Below are 22,157 nucleotides of genomic sequence, written 5' to 3' on the forward strand. Positions count from 1 at the left end.
CGCATGCTTTTGGTCTCGTGCTGCGCGCGCAATAAATGCGATTCCAAAATGTTTCCCGTTACGAACGGCCGAACCGGGGTTGCACACCGGTCTTTCTCACGGTCATCGGCAAGAGAAGGGGGCTAGAGGGCGGCAATGAGCCGCAATGGCCGTCAGAGGCCGCCGGCAATGGCTCGGCGGGCGTTTGACCGGTCGGAATTCACGGTTCAGCACGATTTCTCTAATCCTTATTCCGGCATAAACAAAAGAAAAAATATTATTTTTAATTATTTAGCCGCCCTCATAGACTGGCCTCCTACACACGAGAAGCAAACAAGGAGCGCAAGTCATGAGCAAAGCAGCACGGGGATGGAAAGCTAAAAAGCTGGCGGTCGCACTGGGCGGCCTGGCGCTGGCCGCTGGCATGACGATTCAGGCGCAGGCTGCGAGCCTGTCGCTGCTCAACGTGTCGTATGACCCGACGCGTGAGCTATATGCGGACTACAACAAGGCGTTCGAAGCCCACTACAAGCAGACCAGCGGCGACACGGTGACGGTGAAGGCTTCGCACGGTGGCTCGGGCAAGCAAGCCCGCACCGTGCTCGACGGTGCGCCCGCCGACGTTGTCACGCTCGGTATCTCTGCCGACATCGACGAACTGGCGCAAGCCGGTCTCGTGAACAAGGACTGGCAGAAACGCCTGCCGGATAACGCCACCCCGTACACCTCCACGATCGTGCTGCTGGTGCGCAAGGGCAACCCGAAGGGCATCAAGGACTGGGGCGACCTCGTCAAGCCGGGTATCAGCGTGGTGACGCCGAACCCGAAGACGTCGGCCGGCGCCCGCTGGAATTACCTTGCCGCGTGGCTCTACGCCCTTAAGCAACCGGGTGGCAACGAGCAAAAGGCGCAGGATTTCGTCAAGGCACTCTATAAGAACGTGGGCGTGCTCGATTCGGGCGCGCGCGGCGCGACCACGACTTTCGTGGAGCGCGGCATCGGCGACGTGCTGATCGCCTGGGAAAACGAAGCGCTGCTCTCGGTAAAGGATCTCGGTCCGGACAAGTTCGACATTGTGGTGCCGTCGTCTTCGATTCTGACGGAGCCGCCGGTGGCCGTAGTCGACAAGAATGTCGACAAGCACGGTACCCGCAAGGCTGCCGAGGCCTATCTGCAATGGCTGTATTCGCCGCAAGGCCAGGAAATCGCCGCGAAGCACTTCTATCGTCCGCGCTCGCCGGAAATCGCGAAGAAGTACGAGTCGCAATATCCGAAGCTCAAGCTCTACACCGTTGACGCCGATCTGGGCGGCTGGACCAAGACGCAGGCCAAGCATTTCGCCGACGGCGGCATCTTCGACCAGATCTACACCAAGAAGTAACGTCACGACGAAAGGGACCATCGCATGAGTACCGCATTGTTTCCCCTCTGGCGCAAGCCGAGTGCCTTGCCGGGCTTCGGCCTGACGATGGGCTACACCGTCGCCTACCTGAGCCTCGTGGTGCTGGTGCCGTTGCTGATGGTCTTCATCAAGGCAAGCTCGCTCGACTGGGCGAGTTTCGTTGCCGCAGTGAGTTCGCCGCGCGTGTTGGCGTCGTACCGCCTCACGTTCGGCATCTCGCTCGCGGCCGCCATTCTCAATGCCGTTTTCGGTTTCATTCTGGCGTGGGTGCTGGTGCGCTACACGTTCCCGGGCAAGCGTTTCGTCGACGCGCTGATCGACTTGCCGTTCGCGTTGCCTACCTCCGTGGCGGGCATCGTGCTCGCGGCGATCTACGCACCGAATGGCTGGGTCGGACGCTGGTTCGAACCGCTTGGCATCAAGATCGCGTTCACGCCGTTGGGCATTTTCGTGGCGCTGACGTTCATCGGGTTGCCGTTCGTGGTGCGCACGCTCCAGCCGGTGCTCGAAGAGTTCGAGCGCGAACAGGAGGAGGCCGCGGCGTGCCTGGGCGCTACGCGCTGGCAGACGCTGCGTCACGTCATTCTCCCTGCCGTGCTGCCCGCGCTGCTGACCGGTTTTGCGCTGGCCTTCGCACGCGCGGTAGGCGAATACGGTTCGGTCATCTTTATCGCCGGCAACATTCCGATGGTCTCGGAGATCACGTCGTTGCTGATCGTGACCAAGCTCGAACAGTTCGACTATGCGGGCGCTGCGGCACTGGCCGTCGTCATGCTGTTGATCTCGTTCGTGTTGCTGCTGCTGATCAACACCCTGCAATGGTGGCTGCAACGCCGTCATTCGGGCCGACGCGCCAGTGGCGTGTGATTCCGGAATACGAAAGAGAACGTTTCGACCATGTCAGATTCACTCGCACTGTCGCGCACCTTGCCGCAAGCCGCCAAGGCCCGAAAGGCCGATCCGACCGATGAGCCCGCGCTCGTCAAGGCCGTGCTCATCGGTATCGCGCTGCTGTTCTTCGCATTGTTTCTGGTGCTGCCGCTCGCGTCGGTCTTCGTCACCGCGCTGGGCAAGGGCTTCGCCGCTTACTGGGATGGCCTGACGAACGACGACGCACTCTCCGCCATTCGCCTCACCGTGCTGATCGCGGTGATTGCCGTGCCGCTGAATCTGGTGTTCGGCGTGGCGGCGTCGTGGGCGATCGCGCGCTTCGACTTCAAGGGCAAGAGCGTGCTGACCACGCTCATCGATCTGCCGTTTTCGGTCTCGCCGGTGATCGCCGGTCTTACGTTCCTGCTGATCTTCGGCCGGCAGGGGCCGATCTGGGACTTTCTCGACGCGCACAACCTGAAGATCGTGTTCGCGCTGCCGGGGCTGGTGCTGGCGACCGTGTTCGTCACGTTTCCCTTCGTGGCGCGAGAACTGATTCCGCTCATGCAGGCACAGGGCAGCGAGGAAGAGGAGGCTGCACGTGTGCTGGGCGCCAGCGGCTGGCAGGTGTTCACGCGCGTGACGCTGCCAAAAATCAAATGGGGCCTGTTGTACGGCGTGATTCTGTGTAATGCGCGCGCCATGGGCGAGTTCGGTGCCGTGTCGGTGGTCTCCGGACACATTCGCGGCGAGACGAACACGCTGCCGCTGCATGTGGAAATTGAATATAACGACTACCACACGGTGGGCGCGTTCGCGGCAGCGTCGATTCTCGCGTTGCTCGCACTCGCCACACTGGCCCTGAAGCTCTGGGCCGAACGCAAGCTGGCGCAGGACAAAGCCGCGCGTCGCGAAGACGCCGTGGCAGCCTGAGCGAACATCGCATCGAGGAGCAAGACAATGAGTATTCAGGTACAGCAGGTTTCGAAGCATTTCGGCGATTTCGCGGCGCTCGACGATGTCAGTCTCGAATTCCCCACGGGCGAACTGGTCGCGCTGCTCGGGCCGTCCGGCTGCGGCAAGACTACGCTGCTGCGCATTGTTGCCGGGCTGGAGTTTGCAGACGCCGGCCGCGTCGTGCTCAATGGCGAGGACGTGGCGTCCGTTGGCACGCGTGAGCGTCAGGTGGGCTTCGTGTTCCAGCATTACGCGTTGTTCCGTCACATGACGGTGTTCGAGAACGTGGCGTTCGGCTTGCGTGTGAAGTCGCGCCGCGAACGCCTCTCGGACGCGCAAATTCGCACCAAGGTGCACGAATTGCTCGGTCTAGTGCAACTCGACTGGCTGGCAGATCACTACCCGGCGGAACTGTCGGGCGGCCAGCGTCAGCGTATTGCACTGGCACGCGCGCTGGCGGTCGAGCCGAAGGTGTTGCTGCTCGACGAACCATTCGGCGCGCTTGACGCCAAGGTGCGCAAGGAGTTGCGTAGCTGGCTGCGACGCCTGCACGACGAACTCCACATCACCACGATTTTCGTCACGCACGATCAGGAAGAAGCGCTGGAAGTGGCCGACCGTATCGTGCTGATGAATCGCGGCAAGGTTGAGCAGATCGGCGCGCCGCAGGACGTCTACGACACGCCGGAAAGCGCTTTCGTCTACGAATTTCTCGGTGCTGCGAACCGGCTCTCGGGGGAACTGCGTACGCACGACTTCATTGCAGACGCGGGGGCTTACCGCGTTACGGTGCACAAGGACGATCTGCCGGCGATACCGCAGGATGGCCGCGCAATTGCGTATGTGCGGCCGCACGATCTCGCGCTGCTGCCGGCCCACGATAGCGGCCCGGGGATCAATGTGGCCGTGCGCCGCGCGATTCCGCTGGGCGGTACCGTGCGCGTGGAACTCGCGGCACCCGGCGACGCGGTGTGGGAGGCGGAACTCACGCGGTCGGGCTGGCAAGCGCTGGGTGCCGACGCCGGGGCCACGTTGCGGGCGGTGCCGCGTCAGTTGCGGGTGTTTTCCGCACAGGCGTGAGCGCACGCCGCATCGATTGACGGCACCGGGCGAAGGCGCCGAACGACACAACAACAAGCTAACGCCATTTGGCACAGGTAATTGACGTCGCAAGACGTCGCGGACAGACAAAGCAACAGGGCGGAGTCACATCATGAATTTCCAGCAATTGCGCTACGTGCGCGAAGCCGTTCGGCAGAACCTCAACCTGACGGAAGCGGCGAGTGCGCTGTACACGTCGCAGTCGGGCGTGAGCAAGCAGATCAAGGATCTCGAAGACGAACTCGGCGTCGACGTGTTCGTGCGTCGCGGCAAGCGTCTCACGGGACTGACCGAACCCGGCAAGGCAGTGCTGCAACTGATCGAGCGCATGCTGCTCGACGCCGAGAACCTGCGCCGGGTGGCGCGCCAGTTTGCGGATCAGGATAGCGGTCATCTCGTGGTGGCCACGACCCACACGCAGGCGCGCTATGCGCTGCCGCAGGTCATCAAGCAGTTCACGAGCGTGTACCCGAAGGTGCATTTGGCGCTGCGTCAGGGCAGCCCGCGCCAGATCGCGCAGATGGTCATCGACGGCGAAGCCGACATCGGTATCACGACCGAGGCGCTTGACCGCTTTCCCGATATCGTCACGTTCCCGTGCTATTCCTGGCATCACGTTGCCGTCGTGCCGAAGGACCACCCGTTGGTCGGGCGCGAGAGTGTGACCCTTGCGGACATTGCCGAATATCCGATCATTACCTATGACGGCGATTTCACGGGGCGCTCGCATGTGGACAAGGCCTTTGCCGATCAGGGGCTGGTGCCGGATATCGTGCTGACGGCGTTGGATACGGACGTGATCAAGACGTACGTAGAGCTTGGCCTAGGCGTAGGCATCGTGGCGGCGATGGCGGTCGACCCGCGTAAGGATCAGGATCTGGCGGTGCTGGAACTCGACAATGCGTTTGAGCCGAGCACTACGCGGATCGGCTTGCGTCGCGGCGCGTTTCTGCGCTCGTATGCCTACCGTTTCATTGAAATGCTTGCCCCGGCGCTCAAGGAGCAGGAAATCTCGACGCAACTGCGCGAAGCGCTGGAGTTTGCCGCCTGACGCGCGGCCAAAGCGCGACAGCCCGAGGCTGACCGGAACAGGTTTTCGAAGCGTTGTCCGGGTGGTCCGTGTCGCTCAGTCGTGTTCCGGATCATCGATCCCGCCCACCGGGCGGGATCGATATTTTCAGCGATTGGGAAGCCGGGCAGTATTGGATACAATCGTTGACATGACTTTGACCTCATTCAACCCGATCCCTCATTACACCGTGTCCTCGGGCGATCTGCCGCGCATTGCGCTGCTCGCCACAGGCGGCACGATCGCGGGCAGCGCAGCCGATGCCACACGCACCGCCGGCTATCAGGCCGGGGCGCTCGGTGTTCAGGACCTGCTCGCGGCGGTTCCGGCGCTGGGCAGCGTCGCGCACATCCACGCGGAGCAAGTCGCGCAGATCGATAGCAAGGACATGAGCGTGGCGCTTTGGCAGAAACTCGCTGCACGCGTGAACGCCTTGCTCTCGCAGCCGGATGTGGCCGGTGCGGTGATTACGCACGGTACCGATACGCTCGAAGAGACTGCGTACTATCTGCACCTGACCGTCAATAGTCGCAAGCCGGTGGTGCTGACAGCCGCGATGCGTCCTGCAACAGCACTCTCGGCAGACGGGCCGCTCAATCTGCTCAATGCTGTGCGGGTCGCGACCGATCCGATTTCGGCGGGGCGGGGCGTGATGGTCGCCATTAACAACCAGATTCACTGCGCGCGCGACGTCATCAAGACGAGCACCTACAAGGTCGACGCCTTCCATTCGCCGGAAATCGGCGTGCTTGGCTGGGTACAGGACGAGCGCGTGGCATTCCAACGTGCGGCGCTGCAATATCACACCGTCGAGAGCGAGTTCGTCGGCCTCTCGGGCGAGTTGCCGGCAGTCGAGGTGGTGTCGAGCTATGCGGGGGTATCGCGGATTGCCGTCGATGCGCTCGTGGAAGCCGGCGTGCAGGGCATCGTGGTCGCGGGCACGGGCAACGGCTCGCTGCACTCGCTGTTGCAACAGGCGTTGGCCGAGGCGGTGCAGCGGGGTGTAACGGTCGTGCGGGCCGCCCGCGTGGGGAGCGGACATGTGATGCACAACGGCGCCGCCCCCGACGATCAGTACGGCTTTGTGAGCGCGGGCAATCTGCACCCGTACAAGGCGCGTGTTCTGCTGATGCTGGCATTGCAGGCAGGCGTGCCGCGCGAGCGCATGCAGAGCCTGTTCGTCGAGTATTGAGCCGCGATCGGCCGGCAACGTGCCTTCGGCCGGGACAAAAAAATACGGCGCCAGCCGCTCATTCGAACCACTTGCGCCGTGATGCTCGGCGAGGTGCCATGGACACTTCCGTCCTGGCGGCCAGTATCGGTAGTGCGGTCGGTACTGCCGGTACTGCCGGTACTGCCGATACCGTCAATACTGCGGCCGATTTGCTGCGATACCTCACTTCTCCCTGCTGACGGCTTTGACAGCCGTTTTCTTCGTCTTCTCGCGAACTACCCTGTAAGCCGGTCGCGTCTCAGCGTCGCAGCGCGATCCGGCCGTGTGTCCGGATGTGACGTCGGCTGGCGGGCAGCGGACTTTCCAGCCCGGCGCCCGCCAACGTTCGTCGAATCTCCCTGATTGCCTGACGCTGCCGATACGCTAGGTCAGTTACGCCACGGTATGGTTGGACAGCATTTCCAGCGCGCGCACCATGCCCGAGTGATCCCATGCGGCGCCACCGTTGGCGGCACACGCGTTGAACAGTTCCTGGCACGTGGCCGTGTTCGGCAGCGACACGCCGAGGGCCTTGGCGCTCTGGAGTGCCAGATTCAGATCCTTCTGGTGCAGCGCGATGCGGAAGCCCGGCTCGAAGTTGCGCTTGACCATGCGCTCGCCATGCACTTCGAGAATGCGCGACGAAGCGAAGCCGCCCATCAGCGCCTCACGCACCTTGGCAGGATCGGCCCCCGCCTTCGAGGCGAACAGCAGGGCTTCGCCCACCGCTTCGATCGTCAGCGCGACCACGATCTGGTTGGCGACCTTGCAGGTCTGGCCAGCACCGCTCTCACCCACGAGCGTGATGTTCTTGCCCATCAGTTCGAAGAACGGCTTCACGTCGTCGAACGCCGCTTGCGACCCGCCGACCATGATCGACAGCGAGGCAGCCTTCGCACCGACCTCGCCGCCCGAGACCGGGGCATCGAGGTATTCGGCGCCCAGCGCCTTGATCTTCTTGGCGTATTCCTTCGTTTCGATCGGCGAGATGGAGCTCATGTCGACGACGATTTTGCCGGCAGAGAGACCTTCGGCCAGACCGTCCTGACCGAACAGCACGGCGCCCACGTCCGGGGTGTCAGGCACCATCACGAAGACGATGTCGGCGCGCTTGGCGACTTCCTTGGCCGATGTGCAGACGGTGGCCTGACCGTCGATCAGGTCTTGCGGGGGCGTGCGGCGCTCGTACAGGAACAGCTTGTGACCGGCGTTTTGCAGATGCTTCGCCATCGGCGCGCCCATGATGCCCAGACCAATGAAACCGAGTTGTGCCATTTTGAGACTCCTTGTTGCCAAAGTTTGATGTGGGGTTCGCTGACGCCCGGACGAGCAGGGCGGTGGCGCGCAAGCGCATCCCCCGTGCTCCGGCCGCATGCCCCCTGCATGCGGCCGGCGGGGCCCTTCCTCGTCGAAACCCGGTCAGCCGGCGTGTTGCGTCTGTCGCTGCTGTCGCGATTTGCCGCTACGCCGTCGTATCGTCTGCACGCCGCCCGGGGGGGGCGTCGTGCGGGAAGTGGGGGCGAGTGACCGGTCAGGCCGCTTCGCGCAAGCCCGCTGCCTTGAACCAGCCGAGGCCGTCGGTCGTGGTAGTGGCGGGTTTGTACTCGCAGCCGATCCAGCCGTTGTAGCCAATGCGATCGAGGAACGCGAACAGGTAGGCGTAGTTGATCTCGCCCGTGCCCGGCTCGTTGCGGCCGGGGTTGTCGGCCAACTGCACGTGAGCAATGCGCGCCAAATTCGTCTCGATGGTTTTGGCGAGTTCGCCTTCCATGCGCTGCATGTGATAGATGTCGTATTGCAGGAACAGGTTGTCCGAGCCGACCGCGTCGAAAATCTCGAGCGCCTGCTTCGTGCGATTCACAAAGAAGCCGGGAATGTCGTACGTGTTGATCGGTTCGACCAGCAGGCGAATCCCTTCGGCTTTGAGCGCATCGGCCGCAAAGTGCAGGTTTTCCACCAGCGTTTTCTGAGCGACGTCCGTCGACAGATCGGCGCCTTGCTTGCCCACGAGGCAGTTCAGTTGTTTCACGCCCAGCGCCTTGGCGTAGGTGATGGCTTCGCCCACGCCGTCGCGGAATTCGGTCACACGATCCGGGAAGATCGCAATGCCGCGCTCGCCGGCGTCCCAATTGCCGGCGGGCAGGTTGTGCAGCACGAGATCAAGCTGATACTGGTTCAGCTTGTCGGCGATCTGGTCGCGGTGAAACGCGTAGGGGAACAGAAACTCCACGCCGCGAAAGCCCGCTGCGGCGGCCGCCTTGAAGCGGTCGAGGAACGGCACCTCGTTGAACAGCATGGTCAGGTTGGCGGCAAATTTCGGCATTGCGCTGACTCCTCTCTTTTTTTCAGGGGGTGGTTTCGACGATTTCGATGCAAGGGTGTTGCCGGGTTGCGGGGCGCGCACTTTGGCCGTTCACGGGGTCTAGCCGAAAGCGGAGGGGACGCACGCGCCCCGCAATCCTGTTGCAGTTCCGACGGGGTCTGTCTTACGCCGTCACTGCTTTGTCTTCTTCCACGATGTCGATGATTTCTTCGAACTCGTTGACGTTATTGATCTCGGTACCCATCGCGATGTTGGTCACGCGCTCGAGAATCACTTCCACGATCACCGGCACGGAGAATTCGGCCATCAGCTTGCGGGCTTGTGCAAACGCGGGCTGGATGTCGCTCGGCTGGAACACGCGGATGGCCTTCACGCCGAGGCCTTCGGCGACCTTCACGTGATCCACGCCGTAACCGTTCAATTCCGGCGAGTTCACGTTCTCGAACGCGAGCTGCACGCAGTAGTCCATGTCGAAGTTGCGCTGCGCCTGACGGATCAGACCCAGGTACGAGTTGTTCACGACCAGGTGGATGTAGGGCACCTTGAACTGTGCGGCCACGGCCAGTTCTTCGATCATGAACTGGAAGTCGTAGTCGCCCGAGATTGCCACCACGTCCGAGGAGGGCGAGGCCACTTTGGCGCCGATAGCGGCCGGCACCGTCCAGCCCAGCGGGCCGGCCTGACCGCAGTTGATCCAGTGACGCGGCTTGTTCACGTGCAGGAACTGGGCGGCCGCGATCTGCGACAGTCCGATGGTCGAGACGTAGCGCACGTCGCGGCCGAAGAACGCGTTCATTTCCTGATACACGCGCTGCGGCTTGATCGGCACCTGATCGAAGTCCGTACGGCGCAGCATGGTGCGCTTGCGTTTCTGGCAGTCGGCCACCCACTGCGAGCGATCCGGCAGACGGCCGGCAGCCTTCAGTTCCTTGGCGACTTCCACGAACAGCTTGAGCGCGGCCTTGGCGTCGGAGACGATGCCGTAGTCCGGGCCGAATACGCGACCGATTTGCGTCGGCTCGATGTCGACGTGGACGAACTTGCGCCCCTTGGTGAAGACCTCGACGCTACCGGTGTGGCGGTTGGCCCAGCGGTTGCCGATACCCATCACGAAGTCGGAGGCCAGCATCGTGGCGTTGCCGAAGCGGTGCGAGGTCTGCAGGCCGACCATGCCGGCCATGAGCGGATGGTCGTCGGCAATGGTGCCCCAGCCCATGAGCGTGGGCACGACCGGCACGTTCACCGTCTCGGCGAATTCGACGAGCAGGTCGGCAGCGTCGGCGTTGATCACACCGCCACCCGAGACGATCAGCGGGCGCTCGGAGGCGACCAGCATCTGAATCGCCTTTTCGATCTGTGCACGCGATGCCGCAGGCTTGTACACCGGCAGCGGTTCATACGTTTCCGGATCGAAGTCGATCTCGGCGACTTGCACATCGAACGGCAGGTCGATGAGCACCGGACCCGGACGGCCCGAGCGCATCAGATGGAAAGCCTGCTGGAACACGCGCGGCACGAGCGCGGGCTCGCGCACGGTCACGGCCCACTTGGTGACCGGCTTGGCGATCGACTCGATGTCGACGGCCTGGAAATCTTCCTTGTACAGACGGGCACGCGGTGCCTGACCCGTGATGCACAGAATGGGGATCGAATCGGCCCAGGCAGAGTACAGACCGGTGATCATGTCGGTGCCTGCCGGGCCCGATGTACCGATACACACACCGATGTTGCCGGCTTCGGCGCGCGTGTAGCCCTCGGCCATATGCGACGCGCCTTCAACGTGGCGAGCGAGCACATGCTCGACGCTGCCTGCCTTGCGCAGTGCCGAATAGAACGGGTTGATGGCGGCGCCGGGCACGCCGAATGCAGTGGTGATGCCTTCCTTCTCCAGCACTCGGACGGCGGCCTCTACGGCGGTCATCTTAGCCATGTGACTCCTCCAATGGGTAATGAGTAATGATCTTGGAGGTGACTTTAAGCCGGTACGATTTGTTTGATAAGATCACAAAAGATCGTTTTTTTAAGAACAAAAAGTATTGAATGGAGGCGCGATGGACCGTTACAAACAGATCGAAACCTTCGTGCAGGTCGCCGAATCGGGCAGTTTGGCGGCCGCGGCACTGAAGGAAGGGGTCTCGCCGGTAATTCTGGGGCGGCGAATCGATGCGCTCGAGAAGCGGCTCGGTATCAAGCTGATGTACCGCTCGACACGCCGGCTGGCCCTCTCGGAAGAGGGCGGCGCTTTTCTCGAGCGCTGCAAACAGTTGCTCGGCGACTGGGAGATGGCGGAGAACGAGATCAGCGCGGGGCGTCACGCGGTCTCGGGGCACTTGATCGTGTCGGCCCCGGCGGCGTTTGGCCGCAAGCACGTGGCGCCGCACGCGCCCGCGTTTCTCCGTCTGCATCCGGAGGTTCAGATTTCGTTCAATCTGACCGACCGGGTGGTCGACATTGTGCGCGAGGGGTACGACATGGGCATTCGCATCGGCGGCTCCGTCGACCCGAATTTCGTGGCCGTCAAACTCGCCCAGAACCGGCGCGTGGTGTGCGGCACGCCGGCGTATTTCGCACGACACGGCCGCCCCAAGACGCTGGAAGATCTGGCCCGGCACAATTGCCTTGCATTCAATCTGCAAGGCGGGCAGCAGCGCGGCTGGTACTTCAAGCGGCAGGGCAAGCTCGTGACGATACGGGTGGCGGGCAATCTGGACTGCAACGACGGCGAATTGCTGCATCGCTGGGCGCTGGAGGGGTTGGGACTCGGCTGGCGCTCGACCTGGGAGATTCAGCGCGAACTGCTCTCGGGAGAGCTTGAAACGGTGCTCGACGAGTACGCGCTACCCGATTACGACATTCTTGCCGTGTACCCACAGCAGCGTTTCCAGCCGGCGCGGGTGCGGCTTTTCATTGAGCAGTTGCGGCAGATTTACGCCCGTCCGAACTATTGGCTGGAAAACGGCTGAGTCAAGGGCTGGCGCTATGCCGGGGCGGGCGGTGGGGAAGGGCTGGATGGGCCGCCGCGCGGCACCGATAGGGCGGGAGTTGATGATCGACACGAATTCCGCTAGAATCGCGGGTTCTGCAACCTTGCTGCACTGGTTCTGACGCCCAGGCGGCTTTGTCCATAAGGAGCTCTATATGCGTCATTATGAAATCGTATTTATCGTTCACCCCGATCAGAGCGAGCAAGTGCCTGCGATGATCGAGCGCTACAAGGGCATGGTGACGGCCAAGGCTGGTCAGATCCATCGCGTCGAAGACTGGGGCCGCCGTCAACTGGCCTACATGATCGAGAAGCTGGCGAAGGCTCACTACGTCTGCATGAACATCGAGTGCGACCAGGAAACGCTGGACGAGCTGGAACACGCATTCAAGTTCAACGACGCCGTTCTGCGCCACCTCGTGGTTCGCATGAAGAAGGCTGAGACGGCGCCGTCGCCGATGATGAAGGAAGTGGCCCGCGAAGAAGCCAAGAAGGCTGCCGCCGTGCCCACGACCGAAGCCGCCGCTTCGTAATAGCGCACCGGAACGCATCAGGGTGCTCACGGAAACATCGAACGCGTGAATCGTCTACGGCTCGAGGCCAGCATTGTCGAAATCGGCTCGCTGCGCTATACCCCAGCCGGACTTCCTGTGATCGATGTCACGCTGGCCCATGCGGGAACTGTCGAAGAGTCGGGCGTTGCCCGGCAGATTGAGTTCTCGATGCCAGCCGTTGCGATAGGTCCCATCAGTGCCAAAGTCATGGCGTTGGGACTCGAGAAGCCGGCCCAGTGGGCGGGTTTCCTGGCCAAGAAGCATCGCAATAGCCGTACCCTGGTGTTTCACATCACAGCATTGCAAGAATTTGAAAAGGATTGTTGAACATGCCGCGTCCTAACGGTAAAAACAAGAAGTTTGATCGTCGTCGCCAACAGCAAAACCCGCTGTTCAAGCGCAAGAAGTTCTGCCGCTTCACCGTCGCTGGTGTCGAGCAGATCGATTACAAAGATGTCGAAACGCTGAAGGACTTCATCGGCGACAACGGCAAGATCACCCCGGCTCGCCTGACGGGCACCAAGGCGCACTATCAGCGCCAGCTCGACACGGCCATCAAGCGTGCGCGTTTCCTCGCGCTGATGCCGTACACCGATCTGCACGGTGCTTAATCGCCAGTCGACGAAGGAGAATAGATAATGCAAGTGATTCTGCTGGAAAAGGTCGTCAACCTGGGCAACCTGGGCGACATCGTGAAGGTCAAGGATGGTTTCGCACGTAACTTCCTGATCCCGACCAAGAAGGCCCGTCGCGCCACCAAGGACGCGATCGCCGAATTCGAAGTTCGCCGCGCCGAACTGGAAAAGGCTGCTGCCGAGAAGCTGGCTGCTGCACAAGCCGAAGGCGAAAAGCTGAGCGGTCTGACCGTGCAAATCTCGCAGAAGGCCGGCGTTGACGGCCGTCTGTTCGGTTCGGTCACCAACTTCGACATCGCTGAAGCCCTGGGCACCCAAGGCTTCAAGGTCGAGAAGATGCAAGTGCGTATGCCGAATGGCCCGCTCAAGACCGTGGGTGATTTCCCGGTCCAGGTGGCGCTGCACACGGACGTCGTTATCGACGTGAACGTGTCGGTGCTGGGCGAGCACGCCTAAGCCGTATCCGCGTCAGCTTCCCGACGCGAATAAAAGACGGAAGCCGGTCCGCCGGCTTCCGTTTTTTTATGCCTGTCTGTTCTGATTTGCTGGTTGCCGGGACCGCCCGCTGCCGGTCATGCGCTGATCTATGCCGACCGCCTTCCGGTTGCGCTCCCTTCCACGTTCGTTACGTTCGATAGCTCCACCTTATGCTGCCTCCAGGGAAACTGCTGAACAAACCGCGCTCGGAAAAATCGTCGCGCAAGCGGGATTTTGCCGGGGGAGACCGAGATCGCGGGGACGGTATAATGCCCGGCATGAACGCGCCCGATCCCCAGCTCGATTCGCTCAAAGTGCCGCCGCACTCTATCGAGGCGGAGCAATCCGTGCTCGGTGGGTTGCTGCTCGATAACAGCGCGTGGGATCGTATCGGCGATTTTTTGGCCGATTCGGATTTTTACCGCTACGACCACCGGATCATCTATCAGCATATCGGCCGCCTGATCGCGGGCGACCGTCCTGCCGACGTCATCACGGTCTTCGAATCGCTCACCTCCGCCGGCAAAGCCGAGGACGTGGGCGGGCTCGCCTATCTGAATGCCCTCGCCCAGAACACGCCAAGCGCCGCGAATATCCGCCGTTATGCGGAAATCGTGCGCGACCGGGCTGTATTGCGCAAGCTGGTGACGGTGGCCGACGAGATCGCATCGGACGCCTTCAATCCGCAAGGCAAGGAAGTGCGTCAGATGCTCGACGAGGCGGAGGCGAAGGTCTTCGCCATCGCGGAAGAGGGCTCGCGCAGCACGAGTGGCTTCCTTGAGTTGCAGCCGCTGCTTACGCAAGTGGTCGAGCGAATCGACGAGTTGTATCACCGTGAAGGTGGTAGCGACATCACCGGAATTCCGACCGGGTTCGTCGATCTGGACCGTATGACGTCGGGTTTCAACGGCGGCGATCTGATCATCGTGGCCGGCCGTCCGTCGATGGGTAAAACGACTTTCTCGATGAACATCGGCGAGCACATTGCCGTGGAAGAGGGGTTGCCTGTCGCCGTGTTCTCGATGGAAATGCCGGGCACGCAGTTGGCCATGCGTATGCTGGGCTCGGTGGGGCGCCTCGATCAGCATCGTCTGCGTACCGGTAAGCTGGTCGACGAAGACTGGCCGAAGCTCACGCATGCCATGCAGAAGATGAACGAGACGCAGCTTTTCGTCGACGAGACACCTGCGCTCAATCCGATGGAACTGCGTGCGCGTGCGCGTCGTCTGGCGCGTCAGTGCGGCAAGCTCGGCCTGATCATCATCGACTACCTTCAGTTGATGAGCGGCTCGGGCGGCGGTGAAAACCGCGCAACCGAAATTTCCGAAATTTCGCGTTCGCTCAAGGGCCTGGCCAAAGAGCTGAACGTGCCGGTGATTGCGCTCTCGCAGCTCAACCGTAGTCTCGAACAACGCCCGAACAAGCGTCCGGTCATGTCGGATTTGCGCGAATCGGGCGCTATCGAACAGGATGCCGACATCATTCTGTTCATCTATCGCGACGAAGTGTACAACCCCGATACGCCCGACAAGGGCACTGCCGAGATCATTATCGCGAAGCAGCGTAACGGTCCTATCGGCCACGTGCGTCTGGCGTTTATCGGTGCTTACACCAAGTTCGACAATCTGGCAGGTCCCCAGTACTGACGCATTGATTTCCGCCTATTCACACGGGAGTGCGGTGACGCACGCCCGCAACAAGGTAGAATGTGACGTTTTTGTGTCGACCCGTCCCCTATTAATACCCGGAGTTTTCCAATAATGTTCGGTCGCTTCATGCCCACCGAGGGCAAGTTCTTTGAGCTGTTCAACCAGCACGCGGCGTGCATGGTTGCCGGCAGTCGCGAACTGTCTGCCATGCTCAACGACCTGCCCAATGCCGAGGCACGTACCGTTGCAGTGCAGAACAACGAGAAGAAAGCGGATCGCATCACGCACGAGACCATCGATCTGATGCACAAGACGTTCATCACGCCTTTCGATCGCGATGAGATCCATAAGTTGATCAGCACGATGGACGACATCCTGGATCTGATGGAAGACGTGGCGACGGCCGTGTGGATGTACGACGTCAAGAGCGTGCCGAGCGAAGCACGTACGCTCGGCGAGATTTGCGTGAAGTGTTGCGAGCGCGTGCAAAGCACCGTGGCGTTGCTCAACGACATGGATCGCGCCCGCGAAATTCTGAAGCTGTGCGAAGAAATCGATGGCCTCGAATCGGAGGCCGATCGCCTGTTGCGCGCGTCGCTGTCGAAGTTGTTCCGCGAAGAATCCGACGTGAAGGAGCTGATCAAGCAGAAGGCCGTGTCCGAATTGCTCGAATCGGTGACCGATAAGTGCGAGGACGTTGCCAACATCATCGAAGGCATTGTGCTGGAAAACGCCTGAGCGGAGACTTTCGATGGCAACGCTGCACATCAGCCTCTGGCTGATCGGACTATTGATCGCTCTGGCGCTCTTGTTCGACTTCATGAACGGCTTTCACGACGCCGCCAACTCCATCGCTACGGTGGTTTCGACGGGCGTGCTCAAGCCGCATCAGGCGGTGGCATTCGCCGCCATGTTCAACGTCATCGCATTGTTCGTCTTTCACCTGAAAGTCGCGGCGACGGTGGGCAAGGGGACGGTTCACCCCGAGATCGTCGATCACTACGTGATCTTTGGCGCCCTCGTGGGCGCTATCGCGTGGAACATCATCACCTGGTACTACGGCATTCCGTCGAGTTCGTCGCATGCCCTGATCGGTGGTCTGGTCGGCGCTGCGGTGGCCAAGGCGGGCACGGGGTCGCTCGTCGCGAGCGGTCTGCTGCAAACCGTGGCGTTCATTTTCATCTCGCCGCTGCTGGGATTCGTGCTGGGCTCGTTCTTCATGCTGCTGGTGTCGTGGCTGTTCTTTCGCACGCCACCCGCTCGCGTGGATCGCTGGTTCCGTCGCCTGCAACTGGTCTCGGCCGGTATGTACAGCCTGGGGCACGGCGGTAACGACGCACAGAAGACCATCGGTATTATCTGGATGCTGCTGATTGCCGCCGGCATGTGGCCGCAGGAAGCGGCTGAGCCGCCGCTGTGGGTGATCGTGGGCTGCTATCTGGCGATCGGTCTGGGCACCATGTTCGGTGGCTGGCGTATCGTGCGCACGATGGGGCAAAAGATCACCAAGCTCAAGCCGGTGGGTGGCTTTTGCGCCGAAACGGGTGGGGCGTTCACCCTGTTCTTCGCCTCATGGCTCGGCGTGCCGGTCTCGACCACGCATACGATTACCGGAGCCATTGTGGGGGTCGGCGCCACGCGTAAGCTCTCGGCAGTACGCTGGGGGGTGGCCGGCAATATCGTCTGGGCATGGGTGCTGACGATCCCGGCCTCGGCGTTCATCGCGGCGATTGCCTGGTGGGTCGGCAAGCAGATCCTGTGACACGTTTTCGCCGGTATGCCGTCGTTACGACGGCATACCGGCCTGCAAACAGGGAAAAAGCGGCTTCGGCCGCTTTTTTTGTTCTCTCTCGGCCCGTAGACATTGACGCTCGGTATCGCCATCATCGGGAAAATCAATTTCAATAGTAAATTGCGATTAATTACTATTTGTTGATAGTATTTTATCGAACCCCATTGGAGGCTAATATGAGCACACTGATCCATCACTCCCTGCGTAGCCGTCCAGTCGCTGCGCTCCTGGGGGTGGCAATCAACATCGGCGGCGCCGCGACACTGCTCGCCCATTTGCGCTGACCACGACGACACCTCGCCCATGCGGAGGGCGTATGCAACGCGACACATTTGAGCGGGAACTGGCCGAGGAAGGTTTTACCGAGCTGGTGAAAGTCACGAGAGAGTCGGGTGATCTCGAGGTTCATGCGCATCCCTTCGAAGCGAAAGCGCTGATTCTCTTCGGCGAAATCGCCATTCGCGTGGGCGACGACGAGCGTGTGTACCACGAGGGCGACGTCTTCCATCTGAAGGCTAACGAAGCGCACGCCGAACGTTACGGTCCGGCTGGTGTGCAATATCTCGTCGGCCGGAAAACCTTACATTGAGCTATTGGCGAAGCGGGCGATCGGATCGTCGTCCTGCAATGGCGGCGTGACGAGGTTCGCCGTGCTCCTCGGCGGCGACACCTGTGGCGTGTCCATTGGGGAGGGCGTGGCAGCCGTGAGCGGCCGGTTCGGCGCGCTATTCATTGGTGTTGCTGCTGCCGGCGTCTGCGCGACCGTTGCGGGCGCGGTGCGATTTACGTAGGTCGTATTGCCGGCGGGCGCCTTGTTGGCCGCCACGCGCCGAACCCCATCGATCCGGCGTGCCCAATACGGGATGTAGAGGCTCTCCAGACGCACCGTGCCGCCAGAGTTAGGTGCGTGCACGAACTTCCCCTCACCGACATAGATACCCACGTGCGAGTGGGCGCGTCCCGTCGTGTTGAAGAAGATGAGGTCGCCCGACGCGAGATCGTCGCGTTCGAGCGGCGTGCCGACGCCACTCATGTCGGCGGTCGTGCGCGGCAGGTTCACGCCCGCGGCGCGCGCGACGACATAGCGCACGAGGCCGCTGCAATCGAAACCGGAGTCTGGGGTATTGCCGCCGTAGCGGTAGGGAATGCCAACGAGGCTCATCGCTTCGAGCGTGATTTCCTCCTGACCTGCGCTGCGCTCGGGGCCTACCGTACGGTTGCCATAGTTGGCAGTGCCGCCTTGCCTGACCGACGGGCCGGACGAACATGCGGCGACCAGCAACGTGAGCGCCAACGCGCCCCCGCACCGCCACAGCGCGTTCGGCAGTACCGCCGGCGGCGTCACGTAGCGAGCAAGAAAGCGAGGCGTGCAGAGAGATCGCTGAATTCGCATGCGACGAGTTTACGACGCTTGTCGAGTGAATGCATTGCAAAAGTGCCGAAATACGGGCGTTCTGTGGCATCGAAGTCACAAATGCGCGGATTCCCAGACGATTTTGTCGTCGGTGGGCCATGCTGCCGGCGTCGACGGCAAAAAAAACGGCGCCCGAAGGCGCCGTCGTGATGAGCGATGAAGGCTCTCGTTTGGCCAGAAGACGTCAGAGAATCTCCGCAGCGTAATCGGCCAGACGCGAACGTTCGCCACGCGCGAGCGTAACGTGTCCGCTATGCCCCCAACCCTTGAAACGATCCACCACGTAGGTGAGGCCCGAGCTGCCTTCCGTGAGGTAGGGGGTATCGATCTGTGCGATATTGCCCAGACAGATCAGCTTGGTCCCCGGGCCGGCACGGGTAACGAGCGTCTTCATCTGCTTCGGCGTCAGGTTCTGTGCCTCGTCGATGATGACGAACTTGTTCACGAACGTGCGTCCGCGCATGAAATTCATGCTCTTGACCTTGAGTCGCGAGCGGATCAATTCCTGCGTGGCTGCGCGGCCCCATTCACCGGCAGAATCGTCCGTCTTCTGAAGCACTTCGAGGTTGTCGTCGAATGCCCCCATCCACGGTTGCATCTTTTCTTCCTCGGTGCCCGGCAGGAAGCCGATATCTTCACCGACGGGCACGGTCGCCCGCGTGATGATGATTTCGTTGTAGCGCTTCTCGTCGAGCGTTTGGGCCAGACCTGCGGCAAGGGCGAGCAGTGTCTTGCCGGTACCGGCCTGGCCGAGCAACGTGATGAAGTCGACCTCCGGGTTCATCAGCAAATTGAGCGCGAAGTTCTGCTCGCGATTGCGCGCCGTGATGCCCCACACGTTGTTTTTGTGGTGCCCATAGTCGCGCAGCGTTTGCAGCAGCGCCGTCTTGCCGTTGATCTCACGAACCTGCGCGTAGAACGGCGCCTCACCGTTATTCGTCTCGAGATAGACGAACTGATTGATGAGGAAATTCATGCACAGCGGGCCGGTGATGCGATAGAACGTGGTGCCGGTACGATTGTCCTGCCAGCTCTCCATGCCCTTGCCGTGCTTGGTCCAGAAGTCCGGCGGCAAGGCCATCACGCCCGAGTACAACAGATCGCTGTCCTCAAGCACCTTGTCGTTGAAGTAATCTTCCGCGGGCAGACCGAGCGCATGCGCCTTGACGCGCATGTTGATGTCCTTCGACACCAGCACGACCTGGCGATCGCGGAATTTGTCCTCCAGCGCTCGCACGACACCCAGAATCTGGTTGTCGGCCTTGCCTTGCGGCAGTCCTTCGAGGGGCGGGACCTCGGGAAGGTCGGTCTGGAAGTAGAGGCGGCCAGTGGCGTCCTTGTTGCCGAGCCGCGAGAGCGGAATACCCTCGGCCATCGACTTCGTGCCGCTTTCCGCGACCAGCCCGTCGAGGGTGCGGCTCACCTGACGCGCATTGCGCGCCACTTCCGACATGCCCTTCTTGTGATTGTCGAGCTCTTCCAACGTCATCATCGGCAGATAGACGTCGTGCTCTTCGAAGCGGAACAGGCTGCTCGGGTCGTGCATGAGCACATTCGTGTCGAGCACGAAGAGCTTGGCGGGTTCCTGATCCTTGGTACGGGCACGCTTCGAACCACCGCTCGTCGCCGTCGATTTCACGGCCTTGAGAGACGGGGTTGCGCCGGTCGAATCGGCTGCCGGGGGCGATTGGGGCGAGCGTGCAGCAGGCGACGGCTGTGGAGCAGTCTGCGTCGCGGGACCTGTTTTGGGGACGACCTTCAACTCGGCCGTGCCAGCCGCACCGGACGTCTCGCCCAGGGCGTGTTGTTCAGATGAGGGGATCGGTTTCTTGGCCTCCGTGCGCGAAGGTTTGAGGCGAGTGGGGAATTGTTCCGGGGCAAGCAGCGTGCCCGGTTTGGTCGGCGCCGATGGCAATGGCATAGATTTCCCGTTCAAGAAAACACAACACTACTCGGCCAGGACAGACAGCGATACCACACGTCCCGGCAACAAAAAAGCCGCCTGCCCGGACGCACCGGAGAGGCGGCTTGGCTGAAGGCGCCGCCGTGGCGACGCCTGCAATAGTCTCGTTCAATGCGCTTGATCATTACGGCCGACTATAACGTCTCTTGCCGTACTTGTATAGCGTCGAATGACCTCACTGACAGTCGCTATCGGCCCGTTCGCAACACCCGTGCCCATGGCGCTTGCAGTGGTTCTCCGACGATGCCCGGGACTCGATTTTCTCCGGAGCATCGCCCATGCCGGCCAGTGCTCAGAGCGCCTGTACGGCAGCCAGGACTTCAGCAACGTGATCGGGCACGCGTACGCCACGCCATTCCTTGCGCAACACGCCTTTTTCGTCGATCAGGAAGGTGCTGCGCTCGATGCCCATATGCTCCTTGCCATACAGTTTTTTCAGCTTGATGACACCGAACAACTTGCAGACGGCTTCGTCGCCGTCGGAGATCAGCGGGAAAGGCAATTCGAGCTTGCGCTGGAAGTTCTCGTGCGAGCGCAGACTGTCGCGCGATACACCGATGATCTGCGCGCCGGCGGCTTGGAACTGCGCGTAACTGTCGCGAAAGTTCATGCCTTCCGTCGTGCAGCCGGGGGTGTTGTCCTTCGGGTAAAAGTAGATCACCACCTTCTGGCCGCGGTGGGCTTTGAGCGAAAAATCGCCGCCGGTGGCCGGTGCGGTGAAATCGGGCACGGGAGTGTCGATGGCTACCGTCACTATGGTCTCCTTGGGTGGCCTTGCAAGGCCGGAACGGGGAAGTCGGTCGAAATGGGCAAACTGGCAAACGAGGTCAGGCAGCCGCCTCGCCCTCAAGAATCAGATCGCCTGAACGACCCGGAATTTCGCCCCACACGACGGGATGCGCCGGCAGTGAGGCGAGATCAAGCGATGCGTAGTACTGGCCCATCGTCACCAGATCGTGCCCTTGACGGCGCCATCCGGCCAGCAATTGACGGAATAATGGGGCCAGCTTCTGGCCTTCAAGTTCTGCATGAAGCGTGAACACGTGATGTTGCGCCGGATCGCGGGTCAGGGCAAGCAGGTACTCGGCCACGCCATTGATATCGCGGCCATCGACACCGAGCAGCTCGTCCACGGTGGGCAGCGTCGTCGGCATCTGAACATGATTCAGACGCACGCCGTCGACGATCGGGTAGTGAGGCGCAGTGCCGCGCCCATCCGACGCGTACTTCATGCCCCAGGCATCGATTTGTCGGAAAGCATCGTTGTTCATCTGCCAGCCGGCTGCCCCATGCGTGAGCGGCGGTGCGCCGAATATCTGCGTGAAGCGTGCAAAGGCCTGTGACATCTGGCGCTGTGTCCAGGCGGCGTCGCGCGTGCGCACGTTGTCCTGCCAGTAGGTGTGGTCCCACGTATGGATACCGGTCTCATGACCGGCTGCTTGCACGGTGCGCATGACGTCGGCCGCCCGCCGCCCGATGTCCGGGCCGGGGAGCAGGGTGCCGTACATGAGCGTCTTGAAGCCATAGTGTTCGACCACCGACGTACGCGAGACCTTCTTCAGAAAGCCCGGACGGAAGACGCGCTTGAGCGCCCAGCCGGTGTGGTCCGGCCCGAGGCTGAACAGGAACGTCGCTTGCGCCTCATGCTCGGCCAGGGCGGCGAGCAGATTGGGCACGCCTTCGCGCGTGCCGCGCAGGGTGTCGACGTCGATCTTCAGGACAAACTTGGCCATAGCCGCCCTTGGGTAGGGGATCGCGCGGCGTTCGCGCAATACC

At 61.7% G+C, this 22,157-nt stretch carries 23 protein-coding genes and 1 pseudogene; 17 read left to right on the forward strand and 7 right to left on the reverse strand.

Annotated features, from left to right (window positions below):
- Positions 1-328: 328 nt before the first annotated feature.
- The 8 genes and pseudogenes from AT395_RS11940 to AT395_RS26225 all read left to right on the forward strand — a co-directional run bounded on the left by AT395_RS11940 (position 329) and on the right by AT395_RS26225 (position 6,791).
- Positions 329-1,360 (forward strand): sulfate ABC transporter substrate-binding protein, encoded by a 1,032-nt coding sequence (locus AT395_RS11940; RefSeq protein ID WP_048629322.1) that lies wholly within the window; start codon positions 329-331, stop codon positions 1,358-1,360.
- Between the two features lie 24 nt (positions 1,361-1,384).
- On the forward strand, positions 1,385-2,248 hold the full coding sequence (cysT, locus tag AT395_RS11945) for a sulfate ABC transporter permease subunit CysT (protein ID WP_042115717.1): 864 nt from the start codon (positions 1,385-1,387) through the stop codon (positions 2,246-2,248).
- Between the two features lie 30 nt (positions 2,249-2,278).
- A complete protein-coding gene (gene cysW, locus AT395_RS11950; protein ID WP_042115718.1) occupies positions 2,279-3,184 on the forward strand; it encodes a sulfate ABC transporter permease subunit CysW in 906 nt (301 codons plus the stop codon).
- 27 nt (positions 3,185-3,211) lie between these two features.
- A pseudogene (locus AT395_RS11955) lies at positions 3,212-3,947 on the forward strand (sulfate/molybdate ABC transporter ATP-binding protein); the annotation flags it as partial.
- A gap of 203 nt (positions 3,948-4,150) precedes the next feature.
- Positions 4,151-4,288 (forward strand): hypothetical protein, encoded by a 138-nt coding sequence (locus tag AT395_RS26365; protein ID WP_418303960.1) that lies wholly within the window; start codon positions 4,151-4,153, stop codon positions 4,286-4,288.
- Between the two features lie 133 nt (positions 4,289-4,421).
- On the forward strand, positions 4,422-5,360 hold the full coding sequence (locus AT395_RS11960; protein ID WP_042115720.1) for a CysB family HTH-type transcriptional regulator: 939 nt from the start codon (positions 4,422-4,424) through the stop codon (positions 5,358-5,360).
- Positions 5,361-5,529: 169 nt separating this feature from the next.
- Positions 5,530-6,570 (forward strand): asparaginase, encoded by a 1,041-nt coding sequence (locus tag AT395_RS11965; protein ID WP_042115721.1) that lies wholly within the window; start codon positions 5,530-5,532, stop codon positions 6,568-6,570.
- A 98-nt stretch (positions 6,571-6,668) separates the two neighbouring features.
- Positions 6,669-6,791, forward strand: a complete 123-nt coding sequence (locus AT395_RS26225; protein WP_257787206.1) for a hypothetical protein — start codon at positions 6,669-6,671, stop codon at positions 6,789-6,791.
- A gap of 193 nt (positions 6,792-6,984) precedes the next feature.
- Here AT395_RS26225 and glxR read toward each other — a convergent pair whose 3' ends face one another.
- The 3 genes from glxR to gcl form a co-directional block, all read right to left on the reverse strand.
- The gene (gene glxR, locus AT395_RS11970) at positions 6,985-7,866 is read right to left on the reverse strand and encodes a 2-hydroxy-3-oxopropionate reductase (protein WP_042115722.1); all 882 of its coding nucleotides are present in this window, start codon (positions 7,864-7,866) and stop codon (positions 6,985-6,987) included.
- Between the two features lie 256 nt (positions 7,867-8,122).
- On the reverse strand, positions 8,123-8,914 hold the full coding sequence (gene hyi / locus AT395_RS11975; protein WP_048629324.1) for a hydroxypyruvate isomerase: 792 nt from the start codon (positions 8,912-8,914) through the stop codon (positions 8,123-8,125).
- A 163-nt stretch (positions 8,915-9,077) separates the two neighbouring features.
- Complete coding sequence (gene gcl / locus AT395_RS11980) at positions 9,078-10,844, reverse strand: glyoxylate carboligase (protein ID WP_042115724.1); 1,767 nt, start codon at positions 10,842-10,844, stop codon at positions 9,078-9,080.
- 121 nt (positions 10,845-10,965) lie between these two features.
- Here gcl and AT395_RS11985 point away from each other — a divergent pair, with 121 nt between their 5' ends.
- From AT395_RS11985 to AT395_RS12025, 9 genes are all read left to right on the forward strand, one after another.
- The gene (locus AT395_RS11985; protein WP_042115725.1) at positions 10,966-11,877 is read left to right on the forward strand and encodes a LysR family transcriptional regulator; all 912 of its coding nucleotides are present in this window, start codon (positions 10,966-10,968) and stop codon (positions 11,875-11,877) included.
- Between the two features lie 175 nt (positions 11,878-12,052).
- Entirely contained in the window at positions 12,053-12,430 is a 378-nt protein-coding gene (gene rpsF / locus AT395_RS11990) for a 30S ribosomal protein S6 (RefSeq protein ID WP_039372000.1), read from the forward strand.
- Between the two features lie 45 nt (positions 12,431-12,475).
- Positions 12,476-12,778, forward strand: coding sequence for a primosomal replication protein N (gene priB, locus AT395_RS11995; protein ID WP_042115726.1), 303 nt, complete (start codon positions 12,476-12,478; stop codon positions 12,776-12,778).
- 2 nt (positions 12,779-12,780) lie between these two features.
- Positions 12,781-13,062 carry a 30S ribosomal protein S18 gene (rpsR, locus tag AT395_RS12000; protein ID WP_039372005.1) on the forward strand — a complete coding sequence of 94 codons (282 nt, stop codon included), beginning with the start codon at positions 12,781-12,783 and terminating at the stop codon, positions 13,060-13,062.
- A gap of 27 nt (positions 13,063-13,089) precedes the next feature.
- Positions 13,090-13,542, forward strand: coding sequence for a 50S ribosomal protein L9 (gene rplI, locus AT395_RS12005; RefSeq protein ID WP_039372009.1), 453 nt, complete (start codon positions 13,090-13,092; stop codon positions 13,540-13,542).
- A gap of 299 nt (positions 13,543-13,841) precedes the next feature.
- Positions 13,842-15,209, forward strand: coding sequence for a replicative DNA helicase (locus tag AT395_RS12010; protein ID WP_039372107.1), 1,368 nt, complete (start codon positions 13,842-13,844; stop codon positions 15,207-15,209).
- 114 nt (positions 15,210-15,323) lie between these two features.
- On the forward strand, positions 15,324-15,950 hold the full coding sequence (locus tag AT395_RS12015; protein ID WP_010803803.1) for a DUF47 domain-containing protein: 627 nt from the start codon (positions 15,324-15,326) through the stop codon (positions 15,948-15,950).
- 13 nt (positions 15,951-15,963) lie between these two features.
- The gene (locus AT395_RS12020; protein ID WP_039372017.1) at positions 15,964-16,974 is read left to right on the forward strand and encodes an inorganic phosphate transporter; all 1,011 of its coding nucleotides are present in this window, start codon (positions 15,964-15,966) and stop codon (positions 16,972-16,974) included.
- A gap of 346 nt (positions 16,975-17,320) precedes the next feature.
- Complete coding sequence (locus AT395_RS12025; protein ID WP_042115727.1) at positions 17,321-17,593, forward strand: cupin domain-containing protein; 273 nt, start codon at positions 17,321-17,323, stop codon at positions 17,591-17,593.
- Here AT395_RS12025 and AT395_RS12030 read toward each other — a convergent pair.
- From AT395_RS12030 to AT395_RS12045, 4 genes are all read right to left on the reverse strand, one after another.
- A complete protein-coding gene (locus tag AT395_RS12030) occupies positions 17,585-18,397 on the reverse strand; it encodes a C40 family peptidase (RefSeq protein ID WP_082117868.1) in 813 nt (270 codons plus the stop codon). The genes AT395_RS12025 and AT395_RS12030 overlap by 9 nt on opposite strands.
- Positions 18,398-18,602: 205 nt before the next feature.
- A complete protein-coding gene (locus tag AT395_RS12035) occupies positions 18,603-20,339 on the reverse strand; it encodes a PhoH family protein (RefSeq protein ID WP_042115729.1) in 1,737 nt (578 codons plus the stop codon).
- 334 nt (positions 20,340-20,673) lie between these two features.
- On the reverse strand, positions 20,674-21,135 hold the full coding sequence (locus AT395_RS12040) for a peroxiredoxin (RefSeq protein WP_042115730.1): 462 nt from the start codon (positions 21,133-21,135) through the stop codon (positions 20,674-20,676).
- A 73-nt stretch (positions 21,136-21,208) separates the two neighbouring features.
- Positions 21,209-22,114, reverse strand: a complete 906-nt coding sequence (locus tag AT395_RS12045) for a polysaccharide deacetylase family protein (RefSeq protein WP_048629325.1) — start codon at positions 22,112-22,114, stop codon at positions 21,209-21,211.
- Between the last annotated feature and the right edge of the window lie 43 nt (positions 22,115-22,157).

Source organism: Pandoraea apista (assembly GCF_001465595.2).
GTDB lineage: Bacteria > Pseudomonadota > Gammaproteobacteria > Burkholderiales > Burkholderiaceae > Pandoraea > Pandoraea apista.

Bases quoted from the DNA above. Each gene is read 5' to 3' on its own strand.
- AT395_RS12020 (WP_039372017.1), top strand. From the start codon at position 15,964: ATGGCAACGCTGCACATCAGCCTCTGGCTGATCGGACTATTGATCGCT.
- AT395_RS12015 (WP_010803803.1), top strand. From the start codon at position 15,324: ATGTTCGGTCGCTTCATGCCCACCGAGGGCAAGTTCTTTGAGCTGTTC.
- AT395_RS12010 (WP_039372107.1), top strand. From the start codon at position 13,842: ATGAACGCGCCCGATCCCCAGCTCGATTCGCTCAAAGTGCCGCCGCAC.
- AT395_RS11965 (WP_042115721.1), top strand. From the start codon at position 5,530: ATGACTTTGACCTCATTCAACCCGATCCCTCATTACACCGTGTCCTCG.
- rpsR (WP_039372005.1), top strand. From the start codon at position 12,781: ATGCCGCGTCCTAACGGTAAAAACAAGAAGTTTGATCGTCGTCGCCAA.
- AT395_RS12035 (WP_042115729.1), bottom strand. From the start codon at position 20,339: ATGCCATTGCCATCGGCGCCGACCAAACCGGGCACGCTGCTTGCCCCG.
- gcl (WP_042115724.1), bottom strand. From the start codon at position 10,844: ATGGCTAAGATGACCGCCGTAGAGGCCGCCGTCCGAGTGCTGGAGAAG.
- glxR (WP_042115722.1), bottom strand. From the start codon at position 7,866: ATGGCACAACTCGGTTTCATTGGTCTGGGCATCATGGGCGCGCCGATG.
- AT395_RS11960 (WP_042115720.1), top strand. From the start codon at position 4,422: ATGAATTTCCAGCAATTGCGCTACGTGCGCGAAGCCGTTCGGCAGAAC.
- AT395_RS12045 (WP_048629325.1), bottom strand. From the start codon at position 22,114: ATGGCCAAGTTTGTCCTGAAGATCGACGTCGACACCCTGCGCGGCACG.
- cysT (WP_042115717.1), top strand. From the start codon at position 1,385: ATGAGTACCGCATTGTTTCCCCTCTGGCGCAAGCCGAGTGCCTTGCCG.
- AT395_RS12025 (WP_042115727.1), top strand. From the start codon at position 17,321: ATGCAACGCGACACATTTGAGCGGGAACTGGCCGAGGAAGGTTTTACC.
- cysW (WP_042115718.1), top strand. From the start codon at position 2,279: ATGTCAGATTCACTCGCACTGTCGCGCACCTTGCCGCAAGCCGCCAAG.
- hyi (WP_048629324.1), bottom strand. From the start codon at position 8,914: ATGCCGAAATTTGCCGCCAACCTGACCATGCTGTTCAACGAGGTGCCG.
- AT395_RS26225 (WP_257787206.1), top strand. From the start codon at position 6,669: ATGGACACTTCCGTCCTGGCGGCCAGTATCGGTAGTGCGGTCGGTACT.
- AT395_RS11985 (WP_042115725.1), top strand. From the start codon at position 10,966: ATGGACCGTTACAAACAGATCGAAACCTTCGTGCAGGTCGCCGAATCG.
- AT395_RS11940 (WP_048629322.1), top strand. From the start codon at position 329: ATGAGCAAAGCAGCACGGGGATGGAAAGCTAAAAAGCTGGCGGTCGCA.
- rpsF (WP_039372000.1), top strand. From the start codon at position 12,053: ATGCGTCATTATGAAATCGTATTTATCGTTCACCCCGATCAGAGCGAG.
- rplI (WP_039372009.1), top strand. From the start codon at position 13,090: ATGCAAGTGATTCTGCTGGAAAAGGTCGTCAACCTGGGCAACCTGGGC.
- AT395_RS12030 (WP_082117868.1), bottom strand. From the start codon at position 18,397: ATGCGAATTCAGCGATCTCTCTGCACGCCTCGCTTTCTTGCTCGCTAC.